12 protein-coding genes and 1 CRISPR repeat array are annotated in these 14910 nt (G+C 60.0%); of the genes, 10 read left to right on the top strand and 2 right to left on the bottom strand.

Features of this window, described 5'->3' with window-relative positions; translation table 11 throughout:
- Positions 1-75: 75 nt before the first annotated feature.
- A complete protein-coding gene (locus JFX23_RS08060; protein ID WP_198776466.1) occupies positions 76-921 on the bottom strand; it encodes a DUF4132 domain-containing protein in 846 nt (281 codons plus the stop codon).
- Between the two features lie 324 nt (positions 922-1245).
- On the opposite strand from JFX23_RS08060, the gene cysS reads away from it, so the two are divergent.
- Entirely contained in the window at positions 1246-2697 is a 1452-nt protein-coding gene (gene cysS, locus JFX23_RS08055) for a cysteine--tRNA ligase (RefSeq protein ID WP_198776465.1), read from the top strand.
- A gap of 173 nt (positions 2698-2870) precedes the next feature.
- On the opposite strand, the gene JFX23_RS08050 is transcribed toward cysS, so the two are convergent.
- Entirely contained in the window at positions 2871-3101 is a 231-nt protein-coding gene (locus tag JFX23_RS08050) for a hypothetical protein (RefSeq protein WP_198776464.1), read from the bottom strand.
- 191 nt (positions 3102-3292) lie between these two features.
- On the opposite strand from JFX23_RS08050, the gene rlmB reads away from it, so the two are divergent.
- The 9 genes from rlmB to cas2e all read left to right on the top strand — a co-directional run bounded on the left by rlmB (position 3293) and on the right by cas2e (position 14071).
- On the top strand, positions 3293-4270 hold the full coding sequence (gene rlmB / locus JFX23_RS08045; protein WP_198776463.1) for a 23S rRNA (guanosine(2251)-2'-O)-methyltransferase RlmB: 978 nt from the start codon (positions 3293-3295) through the stop codon (positions 4268-4270).
- A 489-nt stretch (positions 4271-4759) separates the two neighbouring features.
- On the top strand, positions 4760-7741 hold the full coding sequence (gene cas3, locus JFX23_RS08040) for a CRISPR-associated helicase Cas3' (protein ID WP_416153026.1): 2982 nt from the start codon (positions 4760-4762) through the stop codon (positions 7739-7741).
- Positions 7741-9405, top strand: coding sequence for a type I-E CRISPR-associated protein Cse1/CasA (gene casA, locus JFX23_RS08035; RefSeq protein ID WP_198776462.1), 1665 nt, complete (start codon positions 7741-7743; stop codon positions 9403-9405). Before cas3 ends, casA begins: the two co-directional genes overlap by 1 nt.
- Positions 9402-10091, top strand: a complete 690-nt coding sequence (gene casB / locus JFX23_RS08030; protein WP_198776461.1) for a type I-E CRISPR-associated protein Cse2/CasB — start codon at positions 9402-9404, stop codon at positions 10089-10091. Before casA ends, casB begins: the two co-directional genes overlap by 4 nt.
- A 14-nt stretch (positions 10092-10105) precedes the next feature.
- Positions 10106-11230, top strand: coding sequence for a type I-E CRISPR-associated protein Cas7/Cse4/CasC (cas7e, locus tag JFX23_RS08025; protein ID WP_198776460.1), 1125 nt, complete (start codon positions 10106-10108; stop codon positions 11228-11230).
- Positions 11227-11952, top strand: coding sequence for a type I-E CRISPR-associated protein Cas5/CasD (gene cas5e, locus JFX23_RS08020; RefSeq protein ID WP_198776459.1), 726 nt, complete (start codon positions 11227-11229; stop codon positions 11950-11952). The genes cas7e and cas5e overlap by 4 nt, the downstream gene beginning before the upstream one ends.
- Entirely contained in the window at positions 11952-12710 is a 759-nt protein-coding gene (cas6e, locus tag JFX23_RS08015; RefSeq protein ID WP_198776458.1) for a type I-E CRISPR-associated protein Cas6/Cse3/CasE, read from the top strand. Before cas5e ends, cas6e begins: the two co-directional genes overlap by 1 nt.
- On the top strand, positions 12707-13660 hold the full coding sequence (cas1e, locus tag JFX23_RS08010; RefSeq protein WP_198776457.1) for a type I-E CRISPR-associated endonuclease Cas1e: 954 nt from the start codon (positions 12707-12709) through the stop codon (positions 13658-13660). The genes cas6e and cas1e overlap by 4 nt, the downstream gene beginning before the upstream one ends.
- A 6-nt stretch (positions 13661-13666) precedes the next feature.
- Complete coding sequence (cas2e, locus tag JFX23_RS08005) at positions 13667-14071, top strand: type I-E CRISPR-associated endoribonuclease Cas2e (RefSeq protein ID WP_198776456.1); 405 nt, start codon at positions 13667-13669, stop codon at positions 14069-14071.
- 18 nt (positions 14072-14089) lie between these two features.
- Positions 14090-14910: a CRISPR direct-repeat array (repeat unit 28 nt; unit sequence GTGCTCCCCGCGTGAGCGGGGATGAGCC).

Here is a 14910-nt window from a genome sequence, read left to right as displayed (position 1 = left end):
GTCCTTCAGGGCGTGTGCGCACGAGGAGAAACGGGGTGCGGGGTTGGGCGATCGTGTTCGGGGTGCGAGCCTCGCTCAGGGGCGGGATTCATCGTTGATGACGCGTCCGGCGTAGATGTGGGCGGCCATGCGTACGCCTTCGGAGTAGGCGATGGGGCCGACCTCGCCGATGCGGATGACGTGGTCGTCGCGCACCCAGTGCAGGTCGCCGGTTTCCGTTTCGGCTTCGGGACTGTCCGCGCCGATCCAGTAGCGGGCTGTGACGAGGGCGCCGTCCTCGTAGACCGGACAGGTCGAGTAGCCGCCGGAGACTTTGAAGCCTGCGGCGGTGGCGCGTCCTGCGGCGTAACGCAGTTGTTTGAAAGAGCCACCCGACCAGGTGTTGAGTTCGAGTGCTTCGGCCTTGGCTGGGTCTGCGCGGTGGACATCGCGGAAGAGCTGGTCGAAGCGTTGGGAAATGCCGAGTTCTGCTGCGAATTCTCGCAGCTCGTCGAGGTCGGCGAGGGCGGCGGGGTGGGGGATGAGGACGGCTTCGTCGCTGATGCGTGCAGACTCCCCGTCGAGGTCAACGACGCCGAGCGCATCTAAGTGTGCGGCGCGCAAGAATCCGGCGACCTCTCCGTCCGGGGTGGAGATGACGAGGTCAGTGAGCCAGGATCTCCATGCTTCATCGGGCCAGACGGCAGCCAGGAGGCTTCGGGGAACGGGAAGGGAACGCAAGAACCAGCGTTCGACGGCCTCCCCGACTTCGAGCTCGTGCTGGTGGAGGAAGATCAGGGTCGAATCGAGGTCTTCCCAGACTTGAGTTTTCTTCGCGGCCGCGGGAACAGATTTGAGAGTTTTGCCTTTGTCGTTGCGGGCGACGATCTTGCCGTCCTCGATACTGAGTTCGTGACCGGTTCCGGTCGGGATCCACTCCATCGGGGTCCTTCCTCGCGGCGCCTTTGCGGCGTGCGATGGATGAGTCTTCGCGGTGCGGGTCGCGCAGGGCGAAGGGGTCGTATTGTGCCGGATAGGGGCCATGCCCTGCGTGAAGGGGGGCCATATTGTGCCCGAGCAAAGTCATGTCATGCCTGTTCGGCGGGGATTTTCGGAGTATATGTAGCGGCGGGAGGGCGGTCAAGGAGCCTGCGCTATCAAGGTTTCGGGGCTGAGGCTTTTCCGTCCGGCTGAGGCCTTTCCATCTGGCTGAGGGCGGGTGGGAGGCCGAGCCCGCCTGTGAAGAGCGCCGCTAAGATCGAGGGCATGACGCTGCACCTGCACGACTCGAAAACGGCCCGACTCCAGCCCCTCAACCCGGTAACTCCCGGACACGTGGGGATTTACTTGTGCGGGGCCACCGTGCAGGGCTCGCCCCACGTCGGCCACCTGCGGGCCGCCGTCGCCTTCGACTCCCTCGTCAGGTGGCTGCGCCGCTCGGGCATGGAGGTCACCTACGTGCGCAATGTGACCGACATTGACGACAAGATCCTCAATAAGTCCGCGCAGGCGCAGGTCCCCTGGTGGGCGTGGGCGTACCGCTACGAACGCGAATTCACTCAGGCCTACGAGACCCTGGGCGTACTGCCCCCGAGCTATGAACCTCGAGCCACCGGGCACATCCCCGAGCAGATCGACTTGGTGCGCCGCCTCATTGAGCGCGGCCACGCTTACGACGACGGACGCGGCAATGTTTACTTCGAGGTGCACAGCCAGCCCGACTATGGCTCCCTGACGCGCCAGCGCCTCGCCGATATGCGCACCACCGAGGATGAGGCCCAGATCGACGCGGCCCTCGAAGCGGGCAAACGCGACCCCAGGGACTTCGCCCTGTGGAAGTCCACGAAGCCCGGCGAACCTGAAACCGCATCCTGGGAGTCCCCCTGGGGTCAGGGCCGTCCCGGATGGCATCTCGAATGCTCCGCCATGGCCAGGCGCTACCTCGGTGAGGAGTTCGATATTCATGGTGGCGGCATCGACCTGCGTTTCCCCCACCACGAGAACGAGCAGGCCCAATCGCATGGCGCCGGTTGGGGTTTTGCCCGCCTGTGGGTTCATAACGCGTGGGTGACGACCAAGGGTGAGAAGATGAGCAAGTCCCTCGGCAATGTCCTCTCGATCGGCGCACTCACCAAGGATTTCCCTGCCGTCGCGGTTAGATGGGCCCTGTCCACCGTGCATCACCGCTCCGCAATCGAATGGGGCGAGGAGACTCTTCCCGCCGCTGCGGCCGCCTGGTCGAAATTCTCAGGCTTCGTGGAGAGGTCCATCGGCCTCGCAGGTGAAGCCTCCGCTGAGGAGATTGCTCTGCCCGCTTCTGAGCTTCCCGAAGGCTTCGTCGCCGCCATGAATGACGATCTCAATGTTGCGGGGGCGCTCGCGGTCATCCATGAGCACATGAAGGTGGGCAACACGGCCATTGACGAGGGCGACAAGGCGCTCGTCCGTCGAGAGCAGGTGCTCGTCCGTTCCATGCTTGACGTCCTCGGCCTTGATCCGGCTTCGGATCAGTGGCGCGGGGGACTTGGCGCGGGAGGGGCCGAGGGTTCTGCCGAGCATGAGGCCTTGGATGCTCTGGTTCGTGCCCTCATTGAAGAGCGCGCTCAGGCGCGCGCCGACAAGGACTGGGCTCGTGCGGACGCTTTGCGGGATCGACTCGCCCAGGCCGGGATCGCCGTCGCCGACGGCCGCGAGGGCGCGAGCTGGAGGCTGGGGTGAAGAGCGAAGGTTGTGTGAGGATCGAGAGGAGATGAGGATTCACAGTCCCGTGATGCTCTTAACTCTCAGATGAAAAGTCGATAGAATCACAGCACGATGCGCCCTCGGCTGGGGCATCGTCAGCACGGCCGCTCTGCTTGCAGGGCGGCCGTTTTTCTTCACTGCAATCAGTTTCACCGCGAACTCTTGCCCCCGGTTGTCGATAGAAGGGCTCCCTCGTCTTCTTCGCAAGAGGATCTTCGTTCTTCCTTTACGGCGTTGCTCCTTGGCCACTTGTAGAGATCAATGGCCTTAGGCAGCGCGTCTTCTCCCTCGAACTCACGGAGGAACTCTTCGAGTCTGGGTGCACTGAGCGCATCGCGAAGAGCTTCAACGTGGAGGGAGGAGAGTTCGACAGCTTTCATAAAATTATCCTATACTCGCAAGCGAGCGCCCCGGGTAGGCCTCTGGTTTCTTATCCATGTCCCCGGGGCTTTGGCATACGTGAATCGGGCCGCAATGGCCGCTTCGGAGTGCCGGGTCAGCGCCGGGCCCCGCTAGGCTGAATCGGATCAGGCGCGCCGGGAGGCGCTCGCGACGAAGAAGGACGAACACGATGGCTGGAAACGACGGGCGCCGCGGAGCCGTGCGCAAGCCAGGCTCGAAGAAGGGCGCGAAAGTCGGGACGGGCGGACACTCGCGCCGTCGCCTCGAAGGCAAAGGCCCGACGCCCAAGGCCGAGGACCGCGCCTACCATCCGGCTCATAAGCGCAAGATGCAGCGTGAGGCGCGCGAAGCTCAAGAGGCCGCGATCGCCCGCGCGCGCGCGAAGAGCTCCATCAAGATCGCCCCAGGCCATGAGCTTATCGCCGGGCGTAATCCCGTCGCCGAGGCTGTGCGCGCCTCCGTCCCGATTGAGCGCGTCTTCGTCCTCGACAATGTCAAGGATGACCGTGTTGAAGAGGTCATCCGCCAGGCCGCGCACCTGGGGGCCCCGGTGTTCGAGGTGACGCGCCGCGATCTTGATGCTGCGACCGATGGGGCTGTCCATCAGGGTGTCGCGATCGAAGTGCGAGGCTACGAGTACGCGCAGGTCAATGACCTGATCGTGGGTTCTTTGCAGCAGCTGGGCACGCCGCTGCTCGTCGCCCTCGACCAGGTGACGGACCCGCATAACCTGGGGGCGGTCCTGCGCTCGGCGGGCGCTTTCGGCGCGGACGGGGTCATCATCCCCGAGCGTCGCAGCGCGGGAGTGAACACGACGGCGTGGAAGGTGTCGGCGGGTGCGGCTGCTCGCGTGCCCGTGGCGAGGGCGACCAACCTTGTGCGAGCGCTTGAGGACTGCAAGCGCGCCGGTTTCTTCGTCGTCGGACTCGACGGTGGTGGTGACGCTGAGCTGCGCGACCTGTCTTTGGCCACATCCCCGCTGGTCGTCGTCACAGGGGCCGAGGGCGCGGGGCTGTCCCGTTTGGTGCGCGAAACCTGCGATCAGATCGTGTCGATCCCGATCTCCTCGGCGGTCGAATCCTTGAATGCTGCGGTCGCCACGGGGATCGCCCTCTACGAGGTCGCCTCGCTTCGGGCTGGGGAATAGGGGTGTAGCGAACGCGTGGAATGAGGACGCGTCTTCACAGTCGGAGTTCGCTTTCTTTTGGGAGTGTTGTTGTGGCAAGTGTCCGACTTGTATCCGCCGAGTCACCGTTGTAACTCCAGGCTCACGCCGACAGCGGGGAGAGCAGGCCCACTCGTCTTGGCAGTGAGGGTAGCGGGGGCGTTTGAACCCCGGATATCCTGTGATGGCCCCGGATTCGGGGATGACCCGACTAGTGGTGTTGGGATTTTTTTGTTCCCCGCGTGAGCGGGGTTGGTCACGGCAGGCGATCACGCAGGGGTCGCCTAGCCTTTGTTTCCCGCGAGAGCGGGGGTGCTTGTCCTCTTTAAAGGTCTTCATGCAACCAGCATAACACTAGTGGAGTTGGGATAATTAAGGGCTCTTGACAGGCCTTCTTTTTGGTGTTGAGATATGAGCAGGTGATTCGAAAGTCGAGCAAGCTGCTCAGTGAGGAGGTGTGCCGTGGTGAGAATGGCATCGAAGAAGGGGGCTGCATCCATTGTTCCCCGATCCCCTCGACGCGGAGTCCAGTTCGCAGATGCGGATCAGTCTCTGACTGACGCTGCGTTGTCCGAAGTTGCAAGGAGCTTTTGGGCTAAGAGCGGCGGACAGGGGTCAGAGATGTGGCTGTCGCTCGCGCAGCATCTCATGGACGCGTCCGATGTCGCGGCAGTTCTCTTCGATGAATACGCCGCTCCGGAGGTGCGGAGCCTCATGGCTTCCGTGTGGGACGGCAACGAGGCCCGCGCACGGTCGATGCTGCGATTCCTTGCTGGAGTTCACGATGTCGGCAAAGCCTCGGCGGCATTCTCATCGCAGGTTCCTTCCCTCGCCTCTTTCCTTTCGGACTTCGGAGTGGACGTGTCGCATTGGAAGGATCTTCCAGATCGGAAGAGCCTCCCTCACGGTTTCCTCAGCTACTTCGCCCTCGTCGATGCGATCGAGGACGGGGGCGGTGCCCGCGGCAGAGCGACGCAGTGGGCTGCGCTCGTCGCCGTTCACCACGGCCGTTATCCCAATCCTTCCGCAATGGACAAGGCGAGGAGAGTCCTTCTCCTTGTGGAGGGGCGACAACAGCAGAGTGTCTGGTCGAAGGGGCGGCGTGAACTCATTGAATGGATGGCGAGGAGAACAGGTGTCGTCTTGAACTCTTCGGAGCCGAGCGAACTACCGCGACTGCCGATCGCTGTCGCTTCCGCCTATGGTGCTCTTATCGTCATGGCGGACTGGCTCGCCTCGAATGAGGAGTTCTTTCCTCTCTTCCTTCGAGACAGTCGCGGTGAGTCGATGAGTCCCTCGGCTCAGATTCAACGGGTACGGGGCGGTATGGGGCGTGCTCAGATGCCGCGTCCGCTCCGAATTGAGGACGGTGCCCCGGTGGATATCGAGGCCTCATATCGCCGTCGTTTTTCGTGGGGTGAGGATACACATCCGACAAAAGCGCAGTTGAGGGCCGTGGCTATTGCTGAGACCGAAGACCCTGACCTGATGATTGTCGAAGCTCCTCCCGGATCGGGCAAGACTGAGCTCGCATTTTCTGTTGCAGAGCGAATGGTGCGGATGCGGGGCCTTCAAGGAGTGATGATCGCCCTGCCGACCCAGGCGACGACGAACGCCATGTTCGAGCGTGCCGAGACCTGGCTGTCGAATCTCCTTGGAGATGAACCCCAAAGACTTGGGATCCACCTTGCGCATGGGAAGAACGATCTCAATGAAGAGTTCGTCCGCCTCCTCGCAAAGGACTCTGCGCCGCTAGAAGTTTTAGACGAAGAAGAAGGGACGAGTGGTCTGTTCGCCAACCGCTGGATGGCAGCCCGCTGGCGCTCAACTCTTTCTCCCGTCGTCATTGGAACGATCGATCAGGTTCTGCTCGCAGCATTGAAGTCCAGGCATGTTCTGATGCGCCATCTCGGTCTCCTCGGAAAAGTTGTCATTCTCGACGAAGTGCATGCTGCGGATGCCTATATGGAGATCTATTTGGAGTCCGCACTTGCATGGCTCGGCGCGTTCGGTGTTCCTGTTGTGCTCCTTTCCGCTACTTTGCCATCCGCGCGTCGACAAGCACTGATCGCCGCTTATCGACGAGGACGAACCGGTGAGGAAGCGGGGGAGATGAAGGAACTTGAGGGCGACATCGGGTATCCGGTCCTCACGATCCTTAAGGACAAAGGGACGAACATACGAAGTGAAGTAGTCCGCGACGAGGGCGAGGAGACCAGGAAGGTCATTCGGCCACTCGAAGCGGGTGATGAGGGGCTTGCAGACTTCATCGATTCCCGTCTCGCTTCGGGCGGCTGTGCGGTAGTCATCAGGAACACCGTTGGTGATGCGCAGCGGACCTACGACGCAATGCTCCAACGTTTCGGGGAAGAATCCACGACGCTGCTGCATTCTCGGTTCCTTGCGTGCGATCGAGCGCAACGAGACGAGCAGATGCTCGCGTTGTTTGGGAAAGGATCTTCGCGTAGGCCGAAGAAACATGTGGTCGTCGCGACTCAGGTGATTGAGCAGAGCCTCGATGTCGACTTCGACCTCATGATCACGGATCCGGCGCCGATGGATCTCGTTTTGCAGAGAATCGGACGTCTACATCGTCATTCGGGCCGTGCGAGGCCCGCGCTTCTTCAAGAAGCCGAGTGCTTCGTCCTCGTCGATCAATCGGGTGATGGAGCATGGGGATTCTCGCAGGGGACGGAAGCCGTGTACGGGAAGTCGCGGGTTTTGAGGATGCTTGCGATCCTCCACGATCACAATGCTGAGATCGTCCTTGAAAAGGCGGGGGACTTTGCTTCCTTCACTCAACTCGCCTACTCAAATACTCCCGTCGGACCGAGTTCGTGGCAGCCGTCTCTCAAAGAGGCCTCGCGTGTTGATCAGGCTGAGACGAATAGAGTAACCGAGAAGGCGAAAGTATGGTCCTTTGACCCGGCAAGGGTCTCGACGTGGACGGGTGAAGCGCTGCTGCGAGAGTTTGCCGGAGAAGCGGCGACGGGAGAGATCAGCGACCCGAAAACAGGGCTCGCGGCCCGCCCGGCGGTGAGGGATGCTGAGGATCAGATTCCGGTGCTCATCATTCCCATCAATCCGGAGTACGGCGGGGCAGTGACTCCTCCCCCATGGCAAGAGGCCGAGGGGGAGCCGACCCTCATTGATGTCTCCGTGTGGCCTTCGCCGTCAATGGTCTCGCGAATCCGCACGTGGAGCGTGTCGCTTCCCCCTTGGCAGTTCCGAGAGAGGGGAGAAAACATTGATGATGCGGTGGACGCAGTTGCCTGTGCCCTCTGGGATGATCCTCGTATGCGGGAGTGGGGCTTCCTCGAGCATCCGCTTCTGCGTGGCGAATTGGTGCTTCCGATGCGCAGAGTTGACGAGCACTCACAACGTTTGGAAACGACGATTAGAGGTCGACGAGTGGTGTATACGAATCAACGAGGATTAGAGGTGCAGGCCTGATGAGTGAACTCGACTTTAACCTTCTCGACGAAGCGTGGATTCCCGTTCTCATGGTCGACGGAACTGCGCGAAGCATGGGGATCAGGGAGGTCTTTCATGAAGCGGGGGCGATTCGCGACATCGCGTGTGAGCTGCCGACTTTGAATATTGCAATTGAAAGGCTCTTGCTTGCGATCTGCTATCGCACACTTGATGTTCCGGATGTGGAATCCTGGTTGGATCTTTGGGACAAGGGTGTCCCTGAAGAGCCCATTCAGGAGTACCTCGATAGGTGGCACGACAGGTTCTTCCTCTTCGGAGGCAGGTACCCCTTCATGCAGGCCCCGGACCTTCGGACGGCGAAGGATACCGTCTCTTCCTTGGACAAGATCATTGCGGATGTCCCCAATGGTGAGCCTTTCTTCACGACGCGGAACGGTGAAGCGATTCGGAACATTTCCGCAGCAGAAGCTGCACTGTGGCTTCTGCACGCTCAGACCTTCGACCCTGCCGGAATCCGCTCTGGGGCAGTGGACGATCCGGAGACGAAAGGAGGGAAAGGATATCCGATTGGCCCCTCTTGGACGGGACAACTGGGACTCGTCATCCTCAAGGGAGAAACCTTGGATGAGACCCTCGTGCTGAACCTCGTCCCCTTTGAACGCTCCGGACTGAGAGGGCCCGCCAGCACAGGACCGAAAGGAGCCTGCTCCTGGGAGGTCAATGACGTGGAGACGGGACTGCGGCGCAACTATGCCGAGAACCCGGATCCCGATGGGTACTCGGTTTCGCGATTGCTTACCTGGCATTCTCGACGAGTGCGCCTAATCGGTAGCCGAGACGGCGTGACAGGAGTCGTTCTTACTCAAGGGGATCGGCTCAATCCGCAGAACATGCACCTCTACGAGCCGATGAGTCTGTGGAGATACTCGATGCCGCAGTCGAAGAAGGCCCGAATCGCGACTTACATGCCCCGTAAGCATGATCCGGCGAGGGCTTTCTGGCGTGCTCTACCTGGCGCTCTTCCTTTCACGCAGAAGGTGAAGGGCGCTGATAGGGGACAGTACGACATGTTCCTCCAAAGCGATATCTTGCGCTTCCATTCGAGTGAGGATCTTCGTGGTGTCGCGACCGCTTACCCGATTCGTTTTCAGATGGAAGCGATCGGTGTGACCTATGGTTCCAATGAAGCCGTTATCGACGATATCTATCACGATGCTCTTGCTTTGGCTTCTGTGCTCCTAGAACCGGGTGAAGGCGGGCTCGGCGACATTGTCAAGCAGTCTGTTGAAGACGTGGAGTCCGTCGCTCTAGTTATCGGCAATCTGGGGGCGAACATTTCTCGGGCTTCAGGAGAAAGAGGGGATGGGGTCGGCGACGCGGCGCGCGACCGAGCGAAGGAGCGTTTCTTCTCTCTCATCGATGATCCCTTCAGACAGTGGCTCTCCAGCATCGGCCCCTCTTCCGATCCGCTTGCCGAGCGTGCACGCTGGTCCGCCGAACTTCGTCGCATCGCACTGAGAACGTCTGAGGAACTACTGAGTCGAGCATCTGAATCCGCAGTCCGAGGACGCGACGTGGGAGGTTCCTATATCAGTGTGGGAATCGCGGAGAACTACTTCATGAAGAAGCTGAATGAGATCGTGCCGTCGAAGCGGACGGCGCAGAAGGGAATGGGGGAATGACAGAGGAATCTCGGGCGCAGATATCGGTGCCCACTAGAGATCTTGGTAGTCCCGAGGATGTGCGGAATCGTGTTCTTTCGGTGATCGCACGGCTGAAAGGCCACAATCCCTTTGCGATAGCTGGACGGGCGCAGTTGCGTTCAGCTCTGGGTAAGAACGTCGGTGAGGTGCCCTCAGTGTGGGCGTACACTCTCGAGTCTGGGGACGAGCGCCAGATCGGGAATGAAGCGACCCAGGGTGAGCTTGCAGTTCATGCGGCGCTCACGCTGTGGGCGATGCATCAGGGATCGCACGACACGTCGATGCATATGCGAAGCCAGCGGGGGGCGACGATCGGTGCTTCCGCTCGAAGGGTCGCGGTCTCAGGAGCATCGGATAATCGTTGCCCGGAAGAGCACCCGATCTACCGCCGTTTGTGTGCGATGATCTCCGCTCAAACTTTCGATGCGCTCGTCACTCACGCTCGGGGCCTTGTGAGCGTCATGTCATCAGCGGACGTTCAAATCGATTACGGACGCCTCGCTTCTGACTTCTACTCGTGGCAGAATCCTCGACTCCGCTCCAGAGTCGTACGCCAATGGGGTCGAGACTTCGCGCGTACGCCCCTGTCTGAAGACGGCGTGGCCGGAGGCAACGTCGTAGACCTTGAACCAATTCAATCCGAATCTGCAATTCCCCAAGACTGAAAGGACCGACTTCCATGGCTCGCTACATCGACATCCACATTCTCCAGACTTTGCCTCCGTCCAATCCGAATCGGGATGACACTGGCGCTCCGAAGACCGCGACTTTCGGTGGGGCACGCCGTATGCGCATCTCTTCGCAGGCCATCAAGCGTGCGACGAGGCTCGACTTTGAACAGTCGCTTCCGGATGGTAATCGTGGCATTCGGACGAAACGAATCGTCGAGCTGCTGCGCGACGTGATTGTTGAGAAGAGGGCGGATCTTGAGGATCGTGCTACCCAACTCGCAGAACTCGCGCTGACCGAAATCGGCTTCAAGATCTCCGACCCGAAGGGTAAGAAGACTGAACAGCAGATGAAGGAGGCGGGATTCCTCGTCTTTTTGTCTGCCAAACAGGTTGAACATGTCGCAGAGGCGGTTATTTCTGTCGCCGAAGAAGACGATGTAAAGAAGGCGTTTAAGGCGTTGAAGCCGAAATCACTCGTTGACACTGAAAACTCTGTGGACATCGCTCTCTTCGGTCGTATGGTGGCCGAGCCGAACTCTCTCAACGTCGATGCCGCCTGCCAAGTTGCTCACGCACTCGGCGTCGGACAAGTCGAGTCTGAATTCGACTACTTCACGGCGGTCGATGATGCCAAGAGCAACGATGATGATGCCGACGAGGGCGCTGGGATGATCGGTACGATCGAATTCGCCTCGGCGACTCTCTACCGGTATGCGACGATTAACGTTGATCTCCTCGTTGAAAACCTCGGTTCCCTTGAGGTTGCAGAGCAAGCGATTGAGATCTTCATCGGGAGTTTTCTGCGTTCGATGCCAACGGGCAAACTTACGACCTTCGCGAATCGAACCCTCCCGGACGCTGTTCTCATCCAGGTGCGCGACGACCAGCCGATCAACCTTGTCGGGGCCTTCGAATCTCCAGTTCGTCCAGATCGTGACGGTTTCGTCGCGCCCGCAGTCGAGCAGTTCGTCGCGTTCGAGCGTGAATTGGAGGAAGGAAGCGGTATGAAGCCGTTGTCTTCCTTCGTCTCGTGGACCACTTCGCGTGCAGTGGCTTTCGCGGAGCTTGGACAAAGGGTTCCGCTGGCAGAGCTCGGCACTACGGTTGTGCAATCAATTCGGGACGCTCGATGAGCAAGATCCTCATCTTGAGGCTCGCTGCACCCATGCAGTCATGGGGGGCATCGAGCCGATTCACGCAGCGTGGCACGGAAGCGTTTCCGACGAAAAGCGGAATAGTTGGTCTTCTCGCGGCTGCTGAGGGAAGACGCCGAAGCGACCCAATCGAAGACCTTGCAGGTCTGAGAATCGCGGCGCGTATCGACCAACCCGGTGAGCTCCTCAGGGATTTCCACACGGCGCATAGGGGTGGTGTGCCGATGCCTCTTTCTGATCGCTTCTACATCTCCGATGGTGTTTTCGTCGCTTTCATTGAGGGAGAAGACAATCTGATTGATGCTCTCCTTCATGCGATTCAGCGTCCAAAATTCCCCTTGTTCCTTGGAAGACGGGCATGCCCTCCGGCTCTCCCACTCCTTCTCGAGAGCCGGAGTGGGACGATGTGGTCCGCAATCACAGAACTCCCTTGGCAGGCAGCGCGCTTTCACCAGAGAAAATATAAGACGCTGGAGACGGTGAGCCTACGAGTCGTAGCTGATGAGGGGATCATTCCCGGCAGAATCGATTCGACGAGGACGATTCAGGATGTTCCTCTTAGCTTCGCTTCCGAGCGAAGGGAATACGGAATCCGAAACATTGACGAGGCCAGGGTCGATCTTCCCAATCCGGAGTATGTTCCCGTGGTGCCTTCACAGTTGTCTGTAGGAATCTCCCACGATCCGATGGAGGTGATCTGATGTACCTGACCCGGGTGTATCTGAACCCATATCGAAGAGGGTGCAAGTTCCTCATTTCTTCACCACAGAGGATGCATGCAGCTGTGCTCGCAAGCTTTCCTCCGGGGAGTATTCCCAGCTCTAGTGAGGGACGTGTCCTCTGGAGGATTGATCGTCCCCCAAAGACCTCCCGTTCTACGAATGAGAGTAGCCCTGCGATCGCTCTTTACATTTCGAGCCCAGTTGCCCCGGATCCAGCAGCCATCGTTGAACAAGCCGGATATGAGGTCAATGGGAGTGTTGTGGTCAAGAGAACAGATGACTTCCTGGACTCACTGCGGGAGGGGCAGCTGTGGTCGTTCCGAGTCACGGTTAATCCCACCTTTCGACGTGCCGGGCAAGAGGACGAGAAGGGCCGGAAGAAAGTGCTTGCACATGTCACCGTCGCACAGCAAACTCAATGGTTCCTCGACCGCGCTGTACCGAATGGCTTCGAAATTCCTCTCATGAGTGAATTCGGAGGGGATGTCTCTCGGACGTTGAGTGCAGATGGGGGACTTGTGGGAAGCGATGCTCCCTTTATTGGGCTTGTCGAACGTCGCAGCGAGCGTTTCCGACGTAACCACGATGAACGAGTAGACATGGTTGCTTTGCAGTTGGCAACGTTCGAAGGCAAACTGCGAGTCACTGATCCCGACCTGCTGAGACATGCTCTCGTCAACGGAATTGGCAGGGCAAAAGGGTACGGTGCAGGGCTCTTGTCTTTGGCGCGAGCATGACAGGCTTTCCTGGAATTCGCCCCCCGGACCCGAAGGACCTTCTTCGGGTCCGGGACCGCCTAACTTTCCTTTACATCGAGCGCTGTGTCGTGCATCGCGACTCGAACGCAATCACCGTAACTGACCGGAGAGGTGTGGCTCATATCCCTGCTGCGGCACTATCGGTTCTCATGATCGGCCCGGGCGTCCGGATCACGCATAGTGCGGTCTCCTTACTCGCTGAAAGTGGGGCGACCGCTGTGTGGGTCGGAGAGAACGGCGTTCGTTATTACGCTCATGGTGTACCACCATCGCGTTCCTCCCGGCTTCTTGAAGCACAAGCGCGAGCGGTCAGCGACCCTCGTGCACGATTATCTGTTGCTCGTCAGATGTATCTCAAACGTTTCCATGGTGAGAATGTTGCCGACCTCAGCATGCAGCAATTACGCGGACGAGAGGGGGCTCGAGTACGCCGGATCTACAGGGAGAACTCAAGCCGTACTGGGGTCGAATGGGACGGCCGCGACTACGATCCGGACAATTTTGAGTCCGGGTCAGTGGTCAACAGGTGCTTATCTGCGGCGAATAGCGCTATGTACGGGATCATCCATGCCGTTGTCGTCGCCCTTGGCTGTTCACCAGGTTTAGGTTTCATACACACGGGCAACTATCGCTCCTTCATCTACGACATTGCTGATCTCTACAAGGCGGATCTATCGATTCCGGTTGCTTTCGATGTCGCGGCTCAACAGCTCGATACAGGAGTCGGAGAAGAAACCAGAAGACGGATGCGAAATGCCATCCGTGAAGCAAGGATTCTCGAACGTTCTGTGGCCGACATTAAAGAGCTCCTTGCACCGATGATGTTGGAAGACTCGGAGCAAGACGAAGAGCTCGCTGTCGCTGACCTGAGACTCTGGGACGACCAAGGCAGTCCTGTGCTTGCGGGCGTCTCATACGAGGAGCACTGACTCTCAATGGTTGTCGTGGTGCTTTCGGTTGTTCCTGATTCACTGCGCGGGCACGTCACTCGGTGGTTGCTTGAAATATCTCCTGGAGTCTTCGTCGGGAACCTGAACGCACGCGTGCGGGAACGTTTGTGGACAGTGATCCAGGAGAACATTGGCAGCGGACGGGCGATTATGGTCTTTCATGCGTCGAATGAGCAGAGACTGTCGTTTCTGACCTTGGGTGATCCATGGGTGCCGACCGATTTTGAGGGCCTCACCCTCATGGTCCGTCCGGGTGGATATGACGATGAGAACGCGCCGGAACAACGGTCAGATCGAGGTGACGGACACCGTCGTCCCGGTATGAGCAACTTCGAGAAACGACGACGGGCGCGGCGAGGATTCCCAAGAACGGATCGACAAACGCTCTAAAATCGCAGATCATTAAGTGTGCTCCCCGCGTGAGCGGGGATGAGCCTTTCGGTGATCGCGTCACCGTAGGCAGGCCAGAGTGCTCCCCGCGTGAGCGGGGATGAGCCGCCGGCGTCTTCGATCCCGGCGGCGAGCCTGTGGTGCTCCCCGCGTGAGCGGGGATGAGCCCCCGGCGCGGCGCATGCCGACGGTCGTTGTGGCGTGCTCCCCGCGTGAGCGGGGATGAGCCGCCCTTCGGGCGTGGTGTGACCATAGCGGCGCGGTGCTCCCCGCGTGAGCGGGGATGAGCCCAGGCGTTCGTGAAGGCGCTGTTCGGAAACTGAGTGCTCCCCGCGTGAGCGGGGATGAGCCCAAAGACCGGCCCTGGACTCCCGTCGCGGCGCGGTGCTCCCCGCGTGAGCGGGGATGAGCCGACTACGCCGATGACATAGCCGATTTGGCTGACGTGCTCCCCGCGTGAGCGGGGATGAGCCTATTTGACGCGACTTTCCCAATCGACTGTCACGGTGCTCCCCGCGTGAGCGGGGATGAGCCGCCCTTCGGGCGTGGTGTGACCATAGCGGCGCGGTGCTCCCCGCGTGAGCGGGGATGAGCCCAGGCGTTCGTGAAGGCGCTGTTCGGAAACTGAGTGCTCCCCGCGTGAGCGGGGATGAGCCCAAAGACCGGCCCTGGACTCCCGTCGCGGCGCGGTGCTCCCCGCGTGAGCGGGGATGAGCCGACTACGCCGATGACATAGCCGATTTGGCTGACGTGCTCCCCGCGTGAGCGGGGATGAGCCTATTTGACGCGACTTTCCCAATCGACTGTCACGGTGCTCCCCGCGTGAGCGGGGATGAGCC

The organism is Schaalia cardiffensis, assembly GCF_016405145.1.
Lineage (GTDB): Bacteria > Actinomycetota > Actinomycetes > Actinomycetales > Actinomycetaceae > Pauljensenia > Pauljensenia cardiffensis.
This window is presented reverse-complemented; position numbering and strand designations above follow the sequence as displayed.

Excerpts from the sequence above, each read along its gene's own strand:
- JFX23_RS08060 (WP_198776466.1), bottom strand. The coding sequence starts at position 921 with ATGGAGTGGATCCCGACCGGAACCGGTCACGAACTCAGTATCGAGGAC.
- cysS (WP_198776465.1), top strand. The coding sequence starts at position 1,246 with ATGACGCTGCACCTGCACGACTCGAAAACGGCCCGACTCCAGCCCCTC.
- JFX23_RS08050 (WP_198776464.1), bottom strand. The coding sequence starts at position 3,101 with ATGAAAGCTGTCGAACTCTCCTCCCTCCACGTTGAAGCTCTTCGCGAT.
- rlmB (WP_198776463.1), top strand. The coding sequence starts at position 3,293 with ATGGCTGGAAACGACGGGCGCCGCGGAGCCGTGCGCAAGCCAGGCTCG.
- cas3 (WP_416153026.1), top strand. The coding sequence starts at position 4,760 with ATGGCATCGAAGAAGGGGGCTGCATCCATTGTTCCCCGATCCCCTCGA.
- casA (WP_198776462.1), top strand. The coding sequence starts at position 7,741 with ATGAGTGAACTCGACTTTAACCTTCTCGACGAAGCGTGGATTCCCGTT.
- casB (WP_198776461.1), top strand. The coding sequence starts at position 9,402 with ATGACAGAGGAATCTCGGGCGCAGATATCGGTGCCCACTAGAGATCTT.
- cas7e (WP_198776460.1), top strand. The coding sequence starts at position 10,106 with ATGGCTCGCTACATCGACATCCACATTCTCCAGACTTTGCCTCCGTCC.
- cas5e (WP_198776459.1), top strand. The coding sequence starts at position 11,227 with ATGAGCAAGATCCTCATCTTGAGGCTCGCTGCACCCATGCAGTCATGG.
- cas6e (WP_198776458.1), top strand. The coding sequence starts at position 11,952 with ATGTACCTGACCCGGGTGTATCTGAACCCATATCGAAGAGGGTGCAAG.
- cas1e (WP_198776457.1), top strand. The coding sequence starts at position 12,707 with ATGACAGGCTTTCCTGGAATTCGCCCCCCGGACCCGAAGGACCTTCTT.
- cas2e (WP_198776456.1), top strand. The coding sequence starts at position 13,667 with ATGGTTGTCGTGGTGCTTTCGGTTGTTCCTGATTCACTGCGCGGGCAC.